16 protein-coding genes are annotated in these 16820 nt (G+C 55.6%); 7 read left to right on the forward strand and 9 right to left on the reverse strand.

The window, feature by feature from the left end:
• Positions 1 to 171 precede the first annotated feature (171 nt).
• Entirely contained in the window at positions 172 to 879 is a 708-nt protein-coding gene (locus HBA55_RS20045; protein ID WP_166995097.1) for a response regulator, read from the forward strand.
• A 1-nt stretch (position 880) separates the two neighbouring features.
• Positions 881 to 2329 (forward strand): ATP-binding protein, encoded by a 1449-nt coding sequence (locus HBA55_RS38050; protein ID WP_166995099.1) that lies wholly within the window; start codon positions 881 to 883, stop codon positions 2327 to 2329.
• Between the two features lie 92 nt (positions 2330 to 2421).
• Here HBA55_RS38050 and HBA55_RS20055 read toward each other — a convergent pair whose 3' ends face one another.
• Positions 2422 to 2808, reverse strand: coding sequence for a desulfoferrodoxin family protein (locus HBA55_RS20055; RefSeq protein WP_166995100.1), 387 nt, complete (start codon positions 2806 to 2808; stop codon positions 2422 to 2424).
• A 307-nt stretch (positions 2809 to 3115) separates the two neighbouring features.
• On the opposite strand from HBA55_RS20055, the gene HBA55_RS20060 reads away from it, so the two are divergent.
• Entirely contained in the window at positions 3116 to 3763 is a 648-nt protein-coding gene (locus HBA55_RS20060) for a urate hydroxylase PuuD (RefSeq protein WP_338109430.1), read from the forward strand.
• Between the two features lie 149 nt (positions 3764 to 3912).
• On the forward strand, positions 3913 to 4698 hold the full coding sequence (locus HBA55_RS20065; RefSeq protein ID WP_166995102.1) for a coiled-coil domain-containing protein: 786 nt from the start codon (positions 3913 to 3915) through the stop codon (positions 4696 to 4698).
• A 43-nt stretch (positions 4699 to 4741) separates the two neighbouring features.
• Here HBA55_RS20065 and HBA55_RS20070 read toward each other — a convergent pair whose 3' ends face one another.
• Positions 4742 to 5050 (reverse strand): Lar family restriction alleviation protein, encoded by a 309-nt coding sequence (locus HBA55_RS20070; RefSeq protein ID WP_166995104.1) that lies wholly within the window; start codon positions 5048 to 5050, stop codon positions 4742 to 4744.
• Between the two features lie 505 nt (positions 5051 to 5555).
• Here HBA55_RS20070 and HBA55_RS20075 point away from each other — a divergent pair.
• From HBA55_RS20075 to HBA55_RS20085, 3 genes are all read left to right on the forward strand, one after another.
• Entirely contained in the window at positions 5556 to 7073 is a 1518-nt protein-coding gene (locus tag HBA55_RS20075) for a fumarate hydratase (protein ID WP_166995106.1), read from the forward strand.
• A 94-nt stretch (positions 7074 to 7167) separates the two neighbouring features.
• Complete coding sequence (locus HBA55_RS20080; RefSeq protein ID WP_166995107.1) at positions 7168 to 7902, forward strand: SDR family oxidoreductase; 735 nt, start codon at positions 7168 to 7170, stop codon at positions 7900 to 7902.
• A 40-nt stretch (positions 7903 to 7942) separates the two neighbouring features.
• Complete coding sequence (locus tag HBA55_RS20085) at positions 7943 to 8284, forward strand: 4a-hydroxytetrahydrobiopterin dehydratase (RefSeq protein ID WP_166995109.1); 342 nt, start codon at positions 7943 to 7945, stop codon at positions 8282 to 8284.
• Positions 8285 to 8305: 21 nt separating this feature from the next.
• On the opposite strand, the gene HBA55_RS20090 is transcribed toward HBA55_RS20085, so the two are convergent.
• The 7 genes from HBA55_RS20090 to metG all read right to left on the reverse strand — a co-directional run bounded on the left by HBA55_RS20090 (position 8306) and on the right by metG (position 16711).
• Positions 8306 to 9019, reverse strand: a complete 714-nt coding sequence (locus HBA55_RS20090; RefSeq protein ID WP_166995111.1) for an electron transport complex subunit E — start codon at positions 9017 to 9019, stop codon at positions 8306 to 8308.
• A complete protein-coding gene (gene rsxG, locus HBA55_RS20095; RefSeq protein WP_166995555.1) occupies positions 9016 to 9651 on the reverse strand; it encodes an electron transport complex subunit RsxG in 636 nt (211 codons plus the stop codon). The genes HBA55_RS20090 and rsxG overlap by 4 nt, the downstream gene beginning before the upstream one ends.
• A 12-nt stretch (positions 9652 to 9663) precedes the next feature.
• Positions 9664 to 10722 (reverse strand): electron transport complex subunit RsxD, encoded by a 1059-nt coding sequence (gene rsxD / locus HBA55_RS20100; RefSeq protein ID WP_166995113.1) that lies wholly within the window; start codon positions 10720 to 10722, stop codon positions 9664 to 9666.
• Positions 10722 to 13313: an electron transport complex subunit RsxC gene (gene rsxC, locus HBA55_RS20105; RefSeq protein ID WP_166995115.1), complete on the reverse strand. Its 2592-nt coding sequence runs from the start codon at positions 13311 to 13313 to the stop codon at positions 10722 to 10724. Before rsxC ends, rsxD begins: the two co-directional genes overlap by 1 nt.
• Entirely contained in the window at positions 13310 to 13978 is a 669-nt protein-coding gene (rsxB, locus tag HBA55_RS20110; protein ID WP_166995117.1) for an electron transport complex subunit RsxB, read from the reverse strand. The genes rsxC and rsxB overlap by 4 nt, the downstream gene beginning before the upstream one ends.
• Before the next feature lie 3 nt (positions 13979 to 13981).
• Positions 13982 to 14557: an electron transport complex subunit RsxA gene (gene rsxA / locus HBA55_RS20115; protein ID WP_166995119.1), complete on the reverse strand. Its 576-nt coding sequence runs from the start codon at positions 14555 to 14557 to the stop codon at positions 13982 to 13984.
• Positions 14558 to 14665: 108 nt separating this feature from the next.
• Positions 14666 to 16711, reverse strand: a complete 2046-nt coding sequence (gene metG / locus HBA55_RS20120) for a methionine--tRNA ligase (protein WP_166995121.1) — start codon at positions 16709 to 16711, stop codon at positions 14666 to 14668.
• Between the last annotated feature and the right edge of the window lie 109 nt (positions 16712 to 16820).

Here is a 16820-nt window from a genome sequence, read left to right on the forward strand (position 1 = left end):
GACCGGCCTGCGTTCAACAGGATTTCATTGGACCACGAACAGGTCGCGTAAATATCCCGGCGGTTTGACAATGTGTATCAAGATGTATCGGATACACTTTGATACAGGACGGACCCCGACGAATTTGTATAATTCCGGGAGGTTTTGAGGTCAGGAAGCTCGGAGGGCAGTTTGCAGAAACACATTCTGGTGGTGGATGACCACCGTGAAATTCGGGACCTGCTGGGCGAATATCTGAGCCAGCACGACTACCGGGTGAGTCTGGCGGAAAATGGCGAGCAGCTTCGAAAGATGCTCGCAGAGCAGGCCTTCGACCTGATAGTACTGGACCTGATGATGCCCGGCGAAGACGGGCTCAGTCTCTGTCGCCACATCAAAGCCAATGACGGCCCTCCGGTCATTATGCTGACGGCCATGAGCGAGGATGCCGACTGCGTGGTTGGTCTGGAAATGGGGGCCGACGATTACGTTACCAAACCTTTTGTCCCACGCGTGTTGCTGGCCCGAATCAAGGCGGTTTTGCGCCGGGCCATCGAACAGCCAGCCGAACGCACTGCAGCGAGCGATGATAGGGTCAGTTTCCCCGGTTGGAGTCTGGATGTGCATCAGCGTCAGCTCATCCGAGCTGATGGCGTCCTGGTACCCCTCAGTAACGCTGAGTTCACCCTGTTGCAGGTGTTCCTTCAGCATCCTCAACGGGTGCTCAGTCGTGATCAATTGTTGGGATTGACCAAAGGGCGGGAGGCCGAGCCCTTTGATCGCAGCATTGATAACCAGGTCAGCCGCCTGCGTAAAAAGCTGGAGAGCGATCCTCATAATCCCGTGTTGATCAAAACAGTGTGGGGCGGAGGCTATATGTTCGCTGCAAAGGTGCAGTAGAGTGCCTGGGGACAAGGCGGGGTGGCTGAAGCGTTTCTGGCCTCAGACCATGTTGGCGCAAATGGTGGTGCTGGTGCTGCTGGCATTGGTGTTGGCACAAGGTATCAGTGTCTGGATTCTGGCCAGTGCACACCGCAATGTGCTGGCGGCGACGAACGAGCGTTTCGCCATTCGCCAGTTTGCCTCCATGGTGCATCTGCTGGAGCAGACACCTCCTGAGCTGCATCGCCGGCTGCTGAAAGTCTGGCGTCATCCTGGGCGCCAGTTCGGGTTTATGCAAGAGCCCCCCCTCGACAGCACCGCCCCCGATTCTGCCGCCGAGCAGCGACTGGAGCAGGTGATGGTGCGTGTTTTGGGAGCTCAGTACCAGGGTCGGATACAGGTGGCCGTGGAGCTGCAACCTCGGCGTAAGGAATCCTACAGCGAGTCCCATGATAAGCATGATGAGGAAGAGCATCGATTTCATCGCCCGCGTCATCCTCACCGGGACCCGCGCTGGTGGAAGGAGCGGGGATTCAAACTTAAACGACTGCTGCTGGCGGTGCATCTCGACGACGGGCGCTGGTTCTATTGCCACTACGCCGCGCCTCAGATTATAGGTCTGGCCGCCCGCCAGCCCCTGATTTCCGTCGCCATAGCCAGTGTCTTGGTATTGATGGTGGTGTTCTGGCAGTTGCGTAAAATCACCCGTCCATTGCGGGCCCTGAGGTCGGCCTCGGATGCCATGGGTAGAGGACAGAGTGTGGAATCTGTGGAAGAAACCGGACCATCGGACTTACGCCAGACGATCGCCGCCTTTAATGAAATGAACGAACGGGTTCAGCGATTTGTCAGCGACCGCACTCGGATGTTGGCGGCCCTGTCTCATGATCTGCGCACGCCCATCACCAGCATGCGCCTGCGCCTGGAAATGATGGAGCCGGGAGAGCAGCGGGATAAATTGCTGGCCAGCCTGGACGAAATGCAGCAAATGTCGGAAGCCACCCTCGCTTTCGTGCGTCACGCGGATGACGGCGAAGAAGCTTGTAAAGTCAATTTGGCGGCGCTGCTGTCCAGCCTGTGTGACGATCTTTCTGATTTGGGAATGGCGGTTTCTCTGGCGGATGTCCAGGAACAGGTGGCTGAGGTGAGACCGGTAAGCCTCAAGCGGGCCCTGCGCAACGTGATTGAAAATGCGGTTCACTACGGGCGGGAAGCTTATGTGCGAATGCAGCGCCATGATAAAGATATCGTGATTGAGGTTGAGGATCGTGGGCCAGGTATTCCGGAGGACAGGTTGCAGGACGTGTTTGAGCCCTTTGTCAGACTGGAGGAGTCAAGAAATCGCGACACCGGGGGGATGGGACTGGGGCTCTCGATTGCCCGGCAGATTCTGATTCGTCACGGTGGGGATATCGAACTGCGTAATACCGGCCAGGGATTATTGGTGCGGATGACGATACCGGCCTAGGAGGGGAAGTTAACAAGCAGCCAGGCCATAAATGAGCAGACAATAAAAAACCGCTCGGTGCAGGCACCGGGCGGTTTTTTTGTGCTCTGCGCTTAGGCTACAGCAACGTCGACAGGGATGCTCTGCCAGATACCGTGCTTGGTGCAGTAGGACTGAGCAACCAGCTTGGCGTTCTTCTCCAGAACTACACCAAAGGTCACACGGGTGTTACCTTTCTTGTCCTGACCGCCCTGGGAGCCGGCGAAGAAAGTTGCTTCGGCGACTTTGGTTTCGCGGTTGAACAGGGAAACAGAAGAAATATAGTGATCCATATCGTCCGGGTGCTCGTAATCGGCACCAACCTGAACGGTGACTTCGAAAGTCTGGCCGGCCTTCGCGGATGGCTCACAGTGAATAAAAGGGGAGTGACGGTCGATAAAGTCCTTGCGGGCTTCCTGTTCGACTTCGCTGATATCGGTGTAGGTATTGATCTTTGGCATGATACTTCTCTCGTTACAACAGGCTACATTGGCCCAGGTTAAAAACTGGCGCGCGTAGTTTACCGTCTATCCCTCTAGGGTCAATAAAATTGGAATAACTGAATCTGTGCTTATTAGAAATTGAGATTAAAATCTTGCTCGGCAATCTCGAAAATTGTGTAAATATAGATTGATTTGCGCATTTTTTGACCGGCCGATTGGGGTCAAATTATGAGAGATTCATAGAAGAGCCTTTCGGAGTAGGATATAGTTCAACTGACATAACCATAACTTGATTGATAGCCTTCTTAACAACGAGGATTGCTCAATGGAAACGATGCAGTTTATTAACTTCCTGGCGCGTTGGGGACACCTGCTGTTTGGTATGACCTGGATGGGCCTCCTTTACTACTTCAACTTTATTCAGGGGGGCTATTTCAAGCAGGCCAGCCCTGAAGCCCTCAAAGACGCCAAAGCCAAATTGGCTCCAGAGGCACTGTGGTGGTTCCGTTGGGGAGCCATGTTCACCTTTATTACCGGTGTAATCCTGTTGGTCGGTCTGATGAAACAGGGCCTGATGAATACTTACATTATTTTGGGTGCCACTATGGGGACTCTGATGTTCCTGAACGTCTGGCTGATCATTTGGCCCAATCAGAAGATTGCACTGGGATTGGTCGAGGGTGGCGACGGCCCCACGGCTGCCGGTAAAGCGCTGCTGGCTTCCCGCACCAATACCATGTTCTCCGGTCCTATGGCCTTCTTTATGCTGGCCGGCCCACACTTTGTCAGTGGTGGCGGCTACGGTGCCAAAGTGGACGGTTCCATGGGCTGGATAATCGCGCTATTGATTGTTGCCGCGCTCCAAGTCAACGCCATCATGGGCAAGCAGGGCCCCATGACCACGGTCAAAGGCGTTATCCACTGCAGCATGGGGCTGACCGCTGTGCTGGTGGCACTGCTGGTGTTTCTGTAAGCGAGATTCTCGCCTAAACCCCTGATTTTGTTAAAACTACTAAAAAAGCCGGATTTATCCGGCTTTTTTGTTTTTCGGGATGTCAAATTGCCAGGGGTTTGATATAACCACTCCTCCAGGTCATACCCCCCATTTGCAACGAGGAGCTCATGAGTACTGATCGCAAGGAACCCACCCTGTCCGCCATTCCCCTGGACCGGGAGGAGGATCGCAAAGCAGCGGCGCGTGCCGCCGGGGCTGCATCCAAGCCTGCGGCTCCAGCAGCCCGCCCTGTGACCACCACGGTGGCTCGTCCGTCACCGTTGCTTCCCTTTGCGTTGATGCTGGCTCTCACCGGATTGGGTCTGGCGGGTTTTATTTATTGGCAACTTCAAAAAGCCCAGTTGCAACTGGGGGCGGCTGAAGGTCGTATCGCCCAGTTGGAAAGTCGTCTGACGCTATCTGACGATGAATCCGCACAATCGGTAACCGCGCTGCAGGCACGACTCAAAGAAACCGCTGCTGAATTGAAACTGGCACATGCCGAAATTCGCAAACTCTGGGATACCCGTAACGTTAACCGTAAAGGCATCGCTGACAATAAGAGCAAATTGGCCAAGCTGGAAAAATCCGCAAAGGCCGCTACTACGGCAGCGGCCAATGCCAACGCTCTGGCTCAGTCTCAAAAAGAAACGCTAAACGCATTAGGGGATGATGTTCAGTCGTATGGTGAGCAGATTACACGGGTCTCAGAGATGAGTGAAGGGCAGCAAAAGCGTGTTCGTGAACTGGTCGATCGCAGTAACCAGATCGACAGCCAGTTAAAACAGCTGCGCAATGATCTGGCGAGACGCGTCAAGACCAATGAAGAGGCGATCGAAGCCATCGACGCGTATCGCGTTAATATCAATCGGGATATTCTCGAACTCAAACGTCAGCTGAACCCGGCGCAATAAACCGCAGGATTCAGCGCCCGATGCTAAACCTGTCAGAGATCGATTAGGAGTGTTCCAGCTCCATTTCGCCGTTGGCAGTGATGCCGTCATACCTTAGCGCACTGGCCAGGTTCCTGACGGCGTCTTCCAGCTCATGCAGCCGCCCGTGAACCGGATGGCTTTCCTCATTCACACGCGCGCGTCGCAACAGGCGTGAGGTATGATTCCATTCCAACAGAGCGTCCTCCAGTTCGCGCCGATGAGGCCCCGTCGATTTGCAGCTCTGGCAACTCACGGAATGGGAGAGCAGGTGATGGTGGATATGCAGGTTGCCGCTGTCACAAAAAGGGCAGGGCTCGATCAGTGTAGCCATAATGATCTCCGCAATGGTCACAAAAAGTGCGCACCCCAATAATGGGTGAGCAAGAAAAAATCTGCTTTATTAACGCAGCGATATTTGGTGATGTGGGGGCTGGTGAATGCCTGCCTTGGAAGCGGGAGGGAATTTTCGAGAGAGTCAGGGACCGCGTGGGCTGGTGTGATAGCCTCAGCTCGTGGTTTGAATTGTCTCTGATCGGGAACTGCATTCCGTACAAATTGCCCCGGTGAACAACGTTATTGCTTTATCAGTCTAGGGCCATTTCATCCGAATGCAAGAGCTAAACGACTTTTTATTCAACTTTTCGTGCAAAAACTGCGCAGCGGCTCAGGTTCACGCCTGAAAAGACCTGAATGCCGTGACGGTGACCTAAGACTTTGGTCGAGCAGCGGCCGGACAAATGGACGCCACTGGTGTAAAATCCGCACCCGACCCGTGAAGGCAGGCGTTTACAAACCCCTGCGAAACCTGTGTGAGCCAGAGCGAGAGAAGTAGCACCATGACTACGTTAATTCGTCAGAACGATCTGATCGAGAGCGTCACCGACGCCCTGCAGTTTATTTCTTACTATCACCCCAAAGATTTTATCGATGCGGTGAACGAAGCCTACGAAAAGGAAGCCAATCCGGCTGCCAAAGACGCCATGGCCCAGATCCTGATTAACTCTCGCATGTGTGCCGAAGGCCATCGTCCCATTTGCCAGGACACCGGTATCGTCAGTGTGTTCCTGAAAGTGGGCATGAATGTCCAGTGGGAAGGTGACATGAGCCTCGAGGACATGGTTAACGAAGGTGTTCGCCGCGCCTACAATCACCCCGACAACAAGCTGCGCGCATCAGTGTTGGCCGACCCCGATGGTGCCCGCAAGAATACCGGCGATAACACGCCGGCGATGATCACTTACAAAATTGTCCCGGGCAACAGCGTCGAGGTGCATGTTGCGGCTAAAGGTGGCGGCTCCGAGGCAAAAACCAAATTCGCGATGCTGAACCCTTCCGATTCCGTTGTGGATTGGGTTCTTAAAATGGTGCCCACTATGGGTGCAGGCTGGTGTCCGCCGGGCATGTTGGGTATCGGCATTGGTGGTACTGCCGATAAGGCCATGCAGATGGCCAAAGAGGCTTTGCTGGATCCGATTGATATCCACGACCTTCAGGAGCGAGGTGCCGAAACCCGTGCTGAAGAGTTGCGCCTCGAGCTGATGGAAAAAGTCAACAAGTTGGGTATTGGCGCCCAGGGTTTGGGTGGATTGACCACCGTCCTGGATGTGAAGGTGAAGGACTGCCCGACCCACGCAGCCAATAAGCCCGTCGCTATTATTCCCAACTGTGCTGCGACCCGTCACTGCCATTTCACGCTGGACGGTTCCGGTCCGTCTCTGCAGACACCACCCAAGCTGGAAGACTGGCCTGAGATTACCTGGGAAGTGGGCGATGCCCGTCGCGTGAACCTGGATGAAATCACCAAAGAAGATGTTGCCGAATGGCAGCCGGGTGAGACCGTTCTGTTGTCCGGTAAATTGCTTACCGGTCGCGATGCGGCCCATAAACGTATGGTGGACATGATCGCCAAAGGTGAAGAGTTGCCAGTGGACTTTACCAACCGCATGATTTACTACGTGGGTCCGGTAGATCCCGTTGGTGAGGAAGTGGTGGGGCCTGCCGGTCCGACCACCGCCACCCGTATGGATAAATTTACCCGCACCATGCTGGAAAAAACCGGTCTGATCGGAATGGTCGGTAAGGCTGAGCGGGGGCCGACCGCGATCGATGCGATCAAGGACAACAAAGCGGTTTATCTGATGGCCGTAGGCGGATCTGCCTACCTGGTATCCAAAGCGATCAAAGCCTCCAAAGTGGTTGGTTTCGCCGACTTGGGTATGGAAGCAATCTACGAGTTCGAGATCGAAGATATGCCGGTCACCGTCGCCGTGGATGTGAACGGTGAATCCGTGCATCAGACTGGCCCTCAGATCTGGCAGGCGAAGATCGAGGAAGGAACCATCGAAGTTCAGTAACACTGAGACCAAAAAAAACCGGGGTTAACCCCGGTTTTTTTTGGTCTGAAAAATGTGAAGGCAATCATAACGCCAATGACAAAGGGAGGTAACCATGGCAAAAACGGTATTCATCACTGGCGCCTCTTCAGGGCTGGGGATGGCCATGGCTCGTGAGTTCGCCGCGCGAGGCTACGATCTGGTTTTAACGGCCCGTCGTGAGGCGTTGCTGGATCAGCTGGCCGATGAACTCAGGGGCAAATCCAAAGTGCTTGCCAAAGCGCTGGATGTGACCGATGCGGTGGCTGTCGCCGACGTTATTGAGTGGGCAGCCAGGGAAATGAAGGGGTTGGATATTGTCGTGGCCAACGCCGGTGTTGGCACCACCATGCGCGTAGGCAGTGGCCGCTTTGAAGATATCAAAACCATGCTCGATACCAATATTGTTGGTCTGATGGCGACCGTCGAGGCGGCCGTCAAGCTGATGCGAAAACAGAATCGAGGGCATATTGTCGGTATCAGCTCTGTGGCAGGCTGTCGTGGTTTGCCTAGTGGCGCCGTTTACGGTGCCACTAAATCCGCAGTGAATACCTATCTGCAGGCGCTACAGGCGGAAACCGCCCGCGAGTCCATTGACGTGACGATTCTGTCTCCAGGCTACATCGATACACCCATCAACCAGGGCTCCGACAATCGCCCTTTCCTGATAGATGCTCAAACCGGAGCGCGCAAAATGGTGGATCGAATAGAGCAGAAGGTGGCTCACGCCTATGTGCCCGGGTGGCCCTGGGCCCTGATCGCCATGCTGCTAAAGCGTCTGCCCAACGGCATACTGGCGCGAGCGCAGTAGGCTACCTACACTGATAATAAACCCACTCGGAGGGACGCCCATGACTGCCTTGGCCGGAGAGAGTTGTACTGCCTGCGATGCAAATGCACCTGCGGTCGAGAGTGATGAGCAGCTGGAGCTGCTGGAGCAGTTGCCCGGATGGGCAGTTATTTCACGCAAGGGCGTGCCACAGTTGGAGAAGATCTACCCATTCCGGGATTTTAACCAGGCTCTGGATTTTGCCAATGCGGTGGGTGAGTTGGCGGAGGGGGCCAATCATCACCCGGCGTTGCTGGTGGAGTGGGGCAAAACCACCGTCACCTGGTGGACCCATGCTATCGGAGGCCTGCACCGCAACGACTTTGTGATGGCGGCTAAAACCGATTATCTGCACGGCAAATAAATCCGTCCTCCGTATTGCGGGTCAGGTGATGGTACCGGTTGTACGAACCCGCTTGCTCCCTTTGGTCACTGGCTCGGTGCGTTTGGCTTTCTCACGCTTTTCCACTTCTGCATCAATGGCATTCTTGATAGCGATCAGGAATCCGGTCACGATAAATGCGCCGGGAGGTAACACCGCAACCAGCAGGCCGCTGTAATCCGAGAACAGGGTCAGCGTCCAGTTCTCCGCCATTGGCCCAAGCAACAGGTGCATATCGGCGAAAAGAGTGCCGTTGCCCAGAATTTCCCTGATTGCTCCAACAGTAATCAGTACCAGGCCGAAGCCCAGCCCCATCATCAGGCCATCGAATGCTGATGCACCTACCCGGTTCTTGCTGGCAAAGGCGTCGGCGCGGCCGAGAATTGCGCAGTTGGTGACGATCAGCGGAATAAAAATGCCCAGCACCTGATACAGTTCGTAGGTAAAGGCTTTCATCAACAGTTCGGTGCAAGTGGTAAACGATGCGATAATCATCACGAACGCGGGCAGGCGCACGGCATCACTGACCGTCTTTCTGATCAGGGATACGGCAACATTGGAGCCTACCAGTACCAGCGTAGTGGCCAGGGCAAGACCCAGGGCATTAACCACGCTACCGCTGACCGCCAGTAGAGGACAGAGGCCCAAGAGCTGCACCAGCGCGGGATTATTCTTCCACAGGCCGTTGTGACTGATTTCGCGGTAATCGGTGCTCATGGTGCCGCTTCCTCTTGTGTCTGGCCCAGGGGGCGGGTTTCGGCGAAGTATTGCAGGGTGCGTTTCACCTGGCCGACGACCGCGCGGGGTGTGATGGTGGCACCGGTAAACTGGTCAAACTCGCCGCCGTCTTTTTTGACACTCCAGCCATCAGGTATCGGGTTGCTCAGAGACTTGCCGTTAAAACCCAGAATCCAATCGCTCTTTTTCAGCTCCACCTTGTCGCCGAGGCCTGGGGTTTCGCTGTGTGTCAAAACGCGAACACCGGCCAGGCTGCCGTCCGCATTAACGCCGACAATTAACTTGATGTCACCGCTGTAACCATCGGGAGCAACGGCGGGGATGATGGCAGCAACGGCTTTGCCGTGATCCCGGGCCAAGTGAATTTTGCCGCCGTTTTTCAGCCCCAGTTGCTCCCAATGTTGCGGGGCCACAGCCAGGGTGTCCACCAATAAGTCATTGTTGTGTCGCTCCAGCGGCACGATTTCCAGCAGCGCTTTTTGTGCCGCCTCCCTCTCAGCCTGGGCGATGCGGTCCGCAGTGCCTGCCTGGGTGCCGGCGAGCACAGCGGCGGTAACCAGGGCAAATAGACCCAGTAACAGGCTATTGGTGCTGATTGAAGTACCCAGCATATTCATATCGTACTATTCCGATTTTTCCGTGGCGCGGCGGGCGCTGCTGTGGCCATAAGTGCGCGGCAGGGTGTAATGGTCGATAAAGGGGGCGGCAAAATTCATTAACAGGACAGCGAATGCCACGGCATCGGGGTAGTTGCCCCAGACGCGGATCAGGTATACCAGTACACCGATGCCGGCACCGTATATCAGTCGACCTTTCGTACTTACCGCGGAAGATACGGGATCGGTGGCAATAAAAAACGCTCCCAGCATGGTGGCACCGGACAACAGGTGCAAATACGGGCTGCCACCGCTGTGAGAGCTGCCACCATCGTAAAAAACAACGGACATGATAAAAATCGCAGCGAGCATACTGACCGGGGTGTGCCAGGTGAAAATGCGTTTATAGAGCAGGTAGCCGCCACCGAGCAGGAAGCCGATGTTGACCCACTCCCAACCGGCACCTGCCCAACGGGCATTGGCAAACAGCGGTTCGGCGGTGTAAAAATGCTCCACCAATTGCGAATCGTTTTGTTTAAACAGATCCAATGGTGTCGCGCCGCTGTATCCATCTATTGGAATACCCAGCCAGATTTGACCGAGGGCGCTTAAGGGGCCAACCAGAGACTGACCTTGTTCCAGTACCGGGCGTGGTGAGGCCCATTGAGTCATTTCTAGCGGGAAGGAAATCAGCAGCACCACATAGCCGACCATGGCAGGGTTAAACGGGTTGTAGCCCATGCCGCCGTATAAGTGTTTGGCCAGTACAATGGCGGAACCCACACCAATGGCAATAATCCACCAGGGGCAATAGGGCGGCAGTGCCAAACCCAGTAATACCCCGGTAACCACTGCGCTGTAGTCATTCAGATAAAAACCGATGGGCCGATTACGCAGTTTCAGTATTGCCGCCTCGAAGGCGACGGCAAAGCCGCTGGCAATGACTACATTGAAGATGCTGCCGGGGCCGAAAAAATAACTCAGGGCAATCAGGCCGGGGGTACAGGCGAGGATCACCTGTTTCATCACGTCGCCGGTGTCTCCCGCGCGGTGAGCGTGGGGGGATGACATTTTCATAAACGCCATTAGCTGTTCTCCAATTGCGCGCGCGTCTGTTCCAGCTTGGCCTGGGTTTTTTCGACTCCGGCCCGGAAGGCGTCGATGTTGTCATCGTCTTCCGCTTCGGCCTTGGCGAGTCGTTGCTGCGCTTTCTGCAAGCGTTTTTCCAATGACTCAATCTGATCGCGCAGCTTTTCCTCCGGCGACATGCTGGCCTGGGCCGCGGCTTTGGCCTTGGCTTTTTCAATTGCTGCTGTAGCCGCGTCCTGAATCTGCGGGGCTTCTTCAGATGTGGGTGTGCTGCCTGTCGCGTTATCGGCGTCGTTCAATTCCGGAGCGGAAGGATTCAGGACCCGCAGCTCTTCGCGCATCTTCTCTTGTTTGGCCTGCAACTTGTCGAGCCCCATCTGCAAGGCGTCGACGGTATCGGCACCGTCCGCTTGTGCCTGCTGGAGTTTGTCCTGGGCTTTGCTGATGCGTGCGCCCATTGCACCGAGTTGATCACGCAACTTCTGCTCGGGTGACATGTTGGCCTGGGCGGCCGCTTTGGCTTTGGCACGTTCGATGGCGGCGCTGGCGGCATCCTGTTCTGCAGGTGCTGCAGTAGCAGAAGCGACGGGTCCAAGCTCGGCCAGTTCTCTTTCGGCAGTGGCAATTTTTTCTTTCAATTTGTCGACGCCGGCCTGCAGTGCGGTAACGGTGTCGGCTCCCTGCGCTTGTGCAGCGGAGAGCTTTTCTTCGGCTTTTTGCAAGCGTTTGTTTAATGACTCAATGTTAGCGCGCAGCTTTTCATCGGGTGCCATAGTCATTTTGGCCTGGGCGCGTGCGATGGCAGCGGCAACAGGATCGTCAGCAGTCGGAGCAGAGTTGTTTGAAGCAGCGTCTGGCTTAAAGTCATCCAGTTTTTTCTGCGCTTCGGTCAGTTTGACCTCCGCCTGTTTGATTTGAGCGGCGAGCTTGTCTTTCATCTCGCCCTCGGCCTCTTCCAACCGCGTTTGCAACTTATCCAGGCGTCCCTGGGCACTGATCACAGCGCGTTCCAGTTTGGCCTTCTGTTCTTCAGGTGAAACCGGCTTGGCTTGGGCGCGAGCCATAGCAGCAGCCACAATATCTGCTTTTGTGTTACCGGCCGGGGCGGTTTCACCACTGGCCTTGGCGGCTTCTTGCTTCTTCTTCGCTTCTTCGGCCGCTTTTTTACGAGCCAGGCGCTTGGCCTCTTTCTCGGCCTCGGCTTTGGCGATACGTTCCTGTCGGAATTCAAAGCGCTGACGTGAACGATCCGACTTTTCTTTGTCGATCGCCATCTGCCGCATGGTGCCCTTGGCGGAACGATAGTACTGCACCAGCGGAATATTCGAAGGGCACACAAATGAGCAGGCGCCGCACTCAATACAGTCACTGATGTTATGGGCTTCGAGCTTGTCGTAGTCCTCCGCCAGGGTGTACCAGTACATCTGCTGGGGCAGCAAGCTGGCTGGGCAGGCTTCAGCACACATGCCGCAGCGAATACAGGCCTGGGCCGGCGGTGCCGGTGGCAGCTCTTGCTTGCTGGGTACGAGAACGCAGTTAGTGGCTTTGACCACAGGTACAAGGGATTCCTGCAGCGCGAATCCCATCATGGGGCCGCCCATAATCAGCCGGGCAACCTTGTTCTGGTGGCAGCCGTGGTGTTCCAGTACATGCTGGATGGGAGTACCTAGGCGTACTTTAATATTGCGCTGGGTATCCAGGGCTTCACCCACCACGGTAGTGATGCGCTCAATCAGCGGTTTGCCGTAACGTACGGCTTCATAGGCCGCTACGGTAGTGCCCACGTTCTGTAACACGATACCGATGCTGGCGGGCAGCGCGCCGGAAGGTACTTCTTTACCGGTCAAAATCTGGATCAGCTGTTTTTCACCACCGGACGGATATTTGGTCGGGAAGCTGACCACTTCAACCCGGCTGTCTTTGGCCGCTACGCCAACCGCTTCAATAGCGGCGGGTTTATTGTCCTCGATGCCAATCACCACACGATCAGGATTGCCCAATAAATGCGCCAACAACTCCGTGCCCTTAATGATTTCATCGGCGCGGGTCTGCATCAGAATGTCGTCGGCGGTGATGTAGGGCTCGCACTCAGTGCCGTTAATGATCAAGGTGTCGATGGGTTGGTCGGCGCGGGGGTTGAGCTTAACCGCTGTTGGGAAACCCGCGCCCCCCATACCGGTAATGCCAGCGTCGCGAATGCGTTCGATCAGTGTTTCGCGATCAAGTTGCAGGTAGTTTTCATCACCCACGTAATCCACATGGTGATCTTCTCCATCGGCCTCGATCACAATGCAGGGGCCGCTCATGCCGGAGGGGTGTGGCAGTACGCGATCTTCAATCGCAACCACCGTGCCCGATGTGGAGGCGTGGATTGGCGCACTGATCATGCCTTTGGCTTCAGCGATTTTTTGTCCGCCCAAAACCTTGTCGCCCACAGTGACCACCGCGTTTGCAGGTGCGCCAATGTGCTGGCTCAGGGGGTACACCAGTTCTCTGGGCAGAGGGATTTCACCCAGGGGCAATTGAAGAGACTGGCTTTTGTTTTCTTCCGGGTGAACACCACCGGGGATCGACCAAATTCTTGTCACGCGGCCTCGTCCTCAGTCTGTGCTTTTTCTTTGGGTGAGGTTTCCTGTTGAGTCGCCGCGACAGGTTGGCGGTCGCTGGCAATCAGGTTCAGAATATTCTCGTGACTGGTTGCCGGTTTGTCCCACTTCCAGGTGCCGAGTGTGGTCTCGATTGGAATCATATCAATACAATCCACGGGGCATGGCTCCACACACAGGTCACAGCCAGTGCACTCGTCGCCAATAACCGTGTGCATCTGCTTGGCGGCTCCCAGGATCGCGTCCATGGGGCAGGCCTGGATGCACTTGGTGCAGCCGATGCATTCGTCCTCGCGAATGTAGGCGACTTTTTTAACGTCGGACTCTTCACCGTGCTCTTCGTCGAGAGTTGGGGCTTCTACGTCCAGCAGGTCGGCGATGGCATTGATCGTTGACTGACCGCCCGGGGGGCATTTATTGATGGCATCACCATTGGCGATGGCTTCCGCATAAGGACGGCAGCCCGGGTAGCTGCATTGCCCGCACTGGGTTTGTGGCAACAGCGTGTCGATCTGGTCGACGATGGGATCGCCTTCTACCTTGAATTGCACGGCGGCGTATCCCAGTACCGCACCGAACAACAGTGCCAGTGACACCAGTGCCACCAGTGCGCCCAGGAAGGGGTTATTGAGTAGATATTCGAACATGGTTTAGACCAGCCCCGCAAAACCCATAAATGCCAATGACATCAGTCCGGCGGTGATCATGCCAATGGCGGCGCCTTTAAAGGGCGCCGGTACGTCGGCGACCGCCAGGCGTTCACGCATGGCGGAAAACAAAATCAGTACCAGTGAGAAACCCAATGCCGCGCCAAACCCATAGAGGGCGGACTGAGTAAAGTTGTGCGCCTTTGCCGTATTTTGCAGGGCGACACCGAGTACGGCGCAGTTGGTGGTAATCAAAGGCAGGAACACGCCCAGTACCCGATACAGCAGCGGGCTGGTTTTTTCGATAAACATCTTGGCAAACTGCACCACCACGGCAATCACCAAAATAAAGGCAATCGTCTTGAGGTATACCAGGTTCAGAGGCTCCAGGACGTAGTTGTGTACCAGGTAACTGCAAACAGACGCCAGTGTCAGCACAAAAGTGGTGGCGCCACCCATGCCGATGGCGGTTTCCAGTTTATTGGAAACCCCCATAAACGGGCACAGGCCCAGAAACTGAACCAGCACAAAGTTGTTGACCAGTATGGTACTGATCAGAATCACCAGGAAATCTGTCATAGGCGGTCGCGGATTACGTGCTTAATATCCTTACAATTTTAATTGATTACCGAGGCTTGCGTTAACGGTTTTACCGATTAGCAATAGCGGTGTCGTGGATGGTTATCTTCACATCACCCGTTGACCTGGTTTGGCACCCGAGTGGGGTTCAAGCAGGTAAATCTCTTTCCCGCCTGGGCCGGCGGCCAGTACCATGCCTTCGGAAACGCCAAACTTCATCTTCCGTGGGGCCAGATTGGCGACCATCACTGTGAGTTTGCCTTCGAGGTCCTCGGGCTGGTAAGCGCTCTTGATGCCCGAAAACACGTTGCGGGTTTCGCCGCCCAGATCCAAAGTCAGGCGCAGCAGCTTGTCAGCACCTTCGACATGCTCCGCTTTGGCGATCAGGGCAACTCGCAGATCCACCTTGGCGAAATCGTCGAAGTTGATCTCATCGGCCAGAGGCTCCTTGCCCAGTTCGCTGTCTGCAGCCGGTGCCGCAGCCGCGTTGGCTTCAGCCAGTGCTTCTTTGCTGGCTTCCACCATGGCGTCGACCTTGTCCTTCTCGATGCGTGTCAGCAGCGGTTTAAACTTATTGATGGCTTCGCCCCCGCGGAATCCGACAGGCTGTTCCCAGCTCAGGGTTTCACCCAGGAAGACTTCGGCGGCTTCGGTGAGCGCTGGCAGTACCGGCTTGAGGTATGTCAGCAGAGCGCGGAACATATTGATACCCAGGCTGCAGATATCGAGTACCTGCTGCTCAGTGCCTTCCTGCTTGGCCAGGCTCCAGGGGGCCTGGGCGGCGATGTATTCGTTGGCAGCGTCGGCCAGGGCCATGATTTCACGCATGGCTTTGCCGAAGTCGCGGGCTTCGTAGTACTCGGCGATGGTCGCATCGGCGTCCACAAATTGCTGCCACAGGGTTTCGTCGGCAATGTTAGCGGACAGGGTGCCGCCACTCTTCTGAATAAACTTGGCGGTACGGCTGGCGATATTGACCACTTTGCCTACCAGATCTGAGTTCACCCGCTGGATAAAGTCGTCCAGGTTCAGATCCAGGTCGTCAACGCTGGAGCTCAGTTTGGCGGCGAAGTAGTAGCGCAGATACTCCGGGTTGAGGTGTTCCAGATAGGTACGGGCATTAATAAAGGTGCCACGGGATTTGGACATCTTTTTACCGTTGACCGTCAGGAAGCCATGCACACACACCTTGGTGGGCGTTCGGAACTGAGCAGAACTGAGCATGGAGGGCCAGAACAGCGCGTGGAAGTTGACGATATCCTTGCCGATAAAGTGGTACAGCTCGGTGCTGGAATCCTTGTTCCAGTACTCGTCGAAAACCGCATCCACATCGGTACCTTGCTGCTGACTGAGCCAGTTCTTAAAGCTGGCCATATAGCCGATAGGTGCATCCAGCCAGACGTAGAAGTACTTGTCTTTTTCGCCGGGGATCTCGAAACCGAAGTAGGGGGCATCGCGGGAAATGTCCCACTCCTGCAGGCCAGCGTCGAGCCATTCGGCCAGTTTATTGGCCACCTCGTCCTGCAGGTGTCCGGCGCGGGTCCAGTCCTTCAGGAAGGCATCAAATTCCGGAAGTTTGAAGAAGAAGTGCTCGGATTCCTTGTCGATGGGCGTGGCACCGGAGATGACGGACTTGGGCTTGATCAGGTCCGAGGGCGAATAGGTGGCGCTGCAGACTTCACAGTTGTCACCGTACTGATCTTCGGCCTTACATTTGGGGCAGGTGCCCTTGATGTAGCGGTCGGCCAGGAATAATTGTTTTTCCGGGTCGTAGGCCTGGGTGATCATGCGGCTGGCGATATGACCGTTGGCCTTAAGGCGGCCGTAGATCAGCTCGGACAATTCCCGGTTTTCCTCCGAGTGGGTGGAGTGAAAATTGTCGAAGTTCACCAGAAAATCGGCAAAGTCCTGCTCGTGCTCGGCTTTGACCTTGGCGATCTGTTGCTCGGGAGTCAGGCCCAGCTGCTCCGCTTTGAGCATAATGGCGGTGCCATGAGCGTCATCGGCGCACACATAGGTGCAGTCGTGCCCCCGCATTTTCTGGAAGCGCACCCAGATATCGGTTTGGATATATTCCACCAGATGACCCAGGTGGATGGAGCCGTTGGCGTAGGGCAGGGCGCTGGTGACCAGAATTTTACGACGCTCAGTCATGGCAGTGAATTCTCATTCATTGGTGTTGAAAACAGGGTTGTCGGACCCATTGGAACCCGGCCTGTAGCCGGGACCGTAAAAAATGGCGCCGAACTATATCATTTTTTGA

The organism is Pseudomaricurvus alkylphenolicus (assembly GCF_011683955.1).
GTDB classification, from domain to species: domain Bacteria; phylum Pseudomonadota; class Gammaproteobacteria; order Pseudomonadales; family Cellvibrionaceae; genus Pseudomaricurvus; species Pseudomaricurvus alkylphenolicus.

What these genes read in the sequence shown, in the direction of transcription:
- rsxA (WP_166995119.1), bottom strand. Translation starts at nt 14,557, where the DNA reads ATGACAGATTTCCTGGTGATTCTGATCAGTACCATACTGGTCAACAAC.
- HBA55_RS20075 (WP_166995106.1), top strand. Translation starts at nt 5,556, where the DNA reads ATGACTACGTTAATTCGTCAGAACGATCTGATCGAGAGCGTCACCGAC.
- HBA55_RS20065 (WP_166995102.1), top strand. Translation starts at nt 3,913, where the DNA reads ATGAGTACTGATCGCAAGGAACCCACCCTGTCCGCCATTCCCCTGGAC.
- HBA55_RS20085 (WP_166995109.1), top strand. Translation starts at nt 7,943, where the DNA reads ATGACTGCCTTGGCCGGAGAGAGTTGTACTGCCTGCGATGCAAATGCA.
- rsxB (WP_166995117.1), bottom strand. Translation starts at nt 13,978, where the DNA reads ATGTTCGAATATCTACTCAATAACCCCTTCCTGGGCGCACTGGTGGCA.
- HBA55_RS20070 (WP_166995104.1), bottom strand. Translation starts at nt 5,050, where the DNA reads ATGGCTACACTGATCGAGCCCTGCCCTTTTTGTGACAGCGGCAACCTG.
- rsxD (WP_166995113.1), bottom strand. Translation starts at nt 10,722, where the DNA reads ATGGCGTTTATGAAAATGTCATCCCCCCACGCTCACCGCGCGGGAGAC.
- HBA55_RS20090 (WP_166995111.1), bottom strand. Translation starts at nt 9,019, where the DNA reads ATGAGCACCGATTACCGCGAAATCAGTCACAACGGCCTGTGGAAGAAT.
- metG (WP_166995121.1), bottom strand. Translation starts at nt 16,711, where the DNA reads ATGACTGAGCGTCGTAAAATTCTGGTCACCAGCGCCCTGCCCTACGCC.
- HBA55_RS20080 (WP_166995107.1), top strand. Translation starts at nt 7,168, where the DNA reads ATGGCAAAAACGGTATTCATCACTGGCGCCTCTTCAGGGCTGGGGATG.
- HBA55_RS20055 (WP_166995100.1), bottom strand. Translation starts at nt 2,808, where the DNA reads ATGCCAAAGATCAATACCTACACCGATATCAGCGAAGTCGAACAGGAA.
- rsxG (WP_166995555.1), bottom strand. Translation starts at nt 9,651, where the DNA reads ATGCTGGGTACTTCAATCAGCACCAATAGCCTGTTACTGGGTCTATTT.
- HBA55_RS20060 (WP_338109430.1), top strand. Translation starts at nt 3,116, where the DNA reads ATGGAAACGATGCAGTTTATTAACTTCCTGGCGCGTTGGGGACACCTG.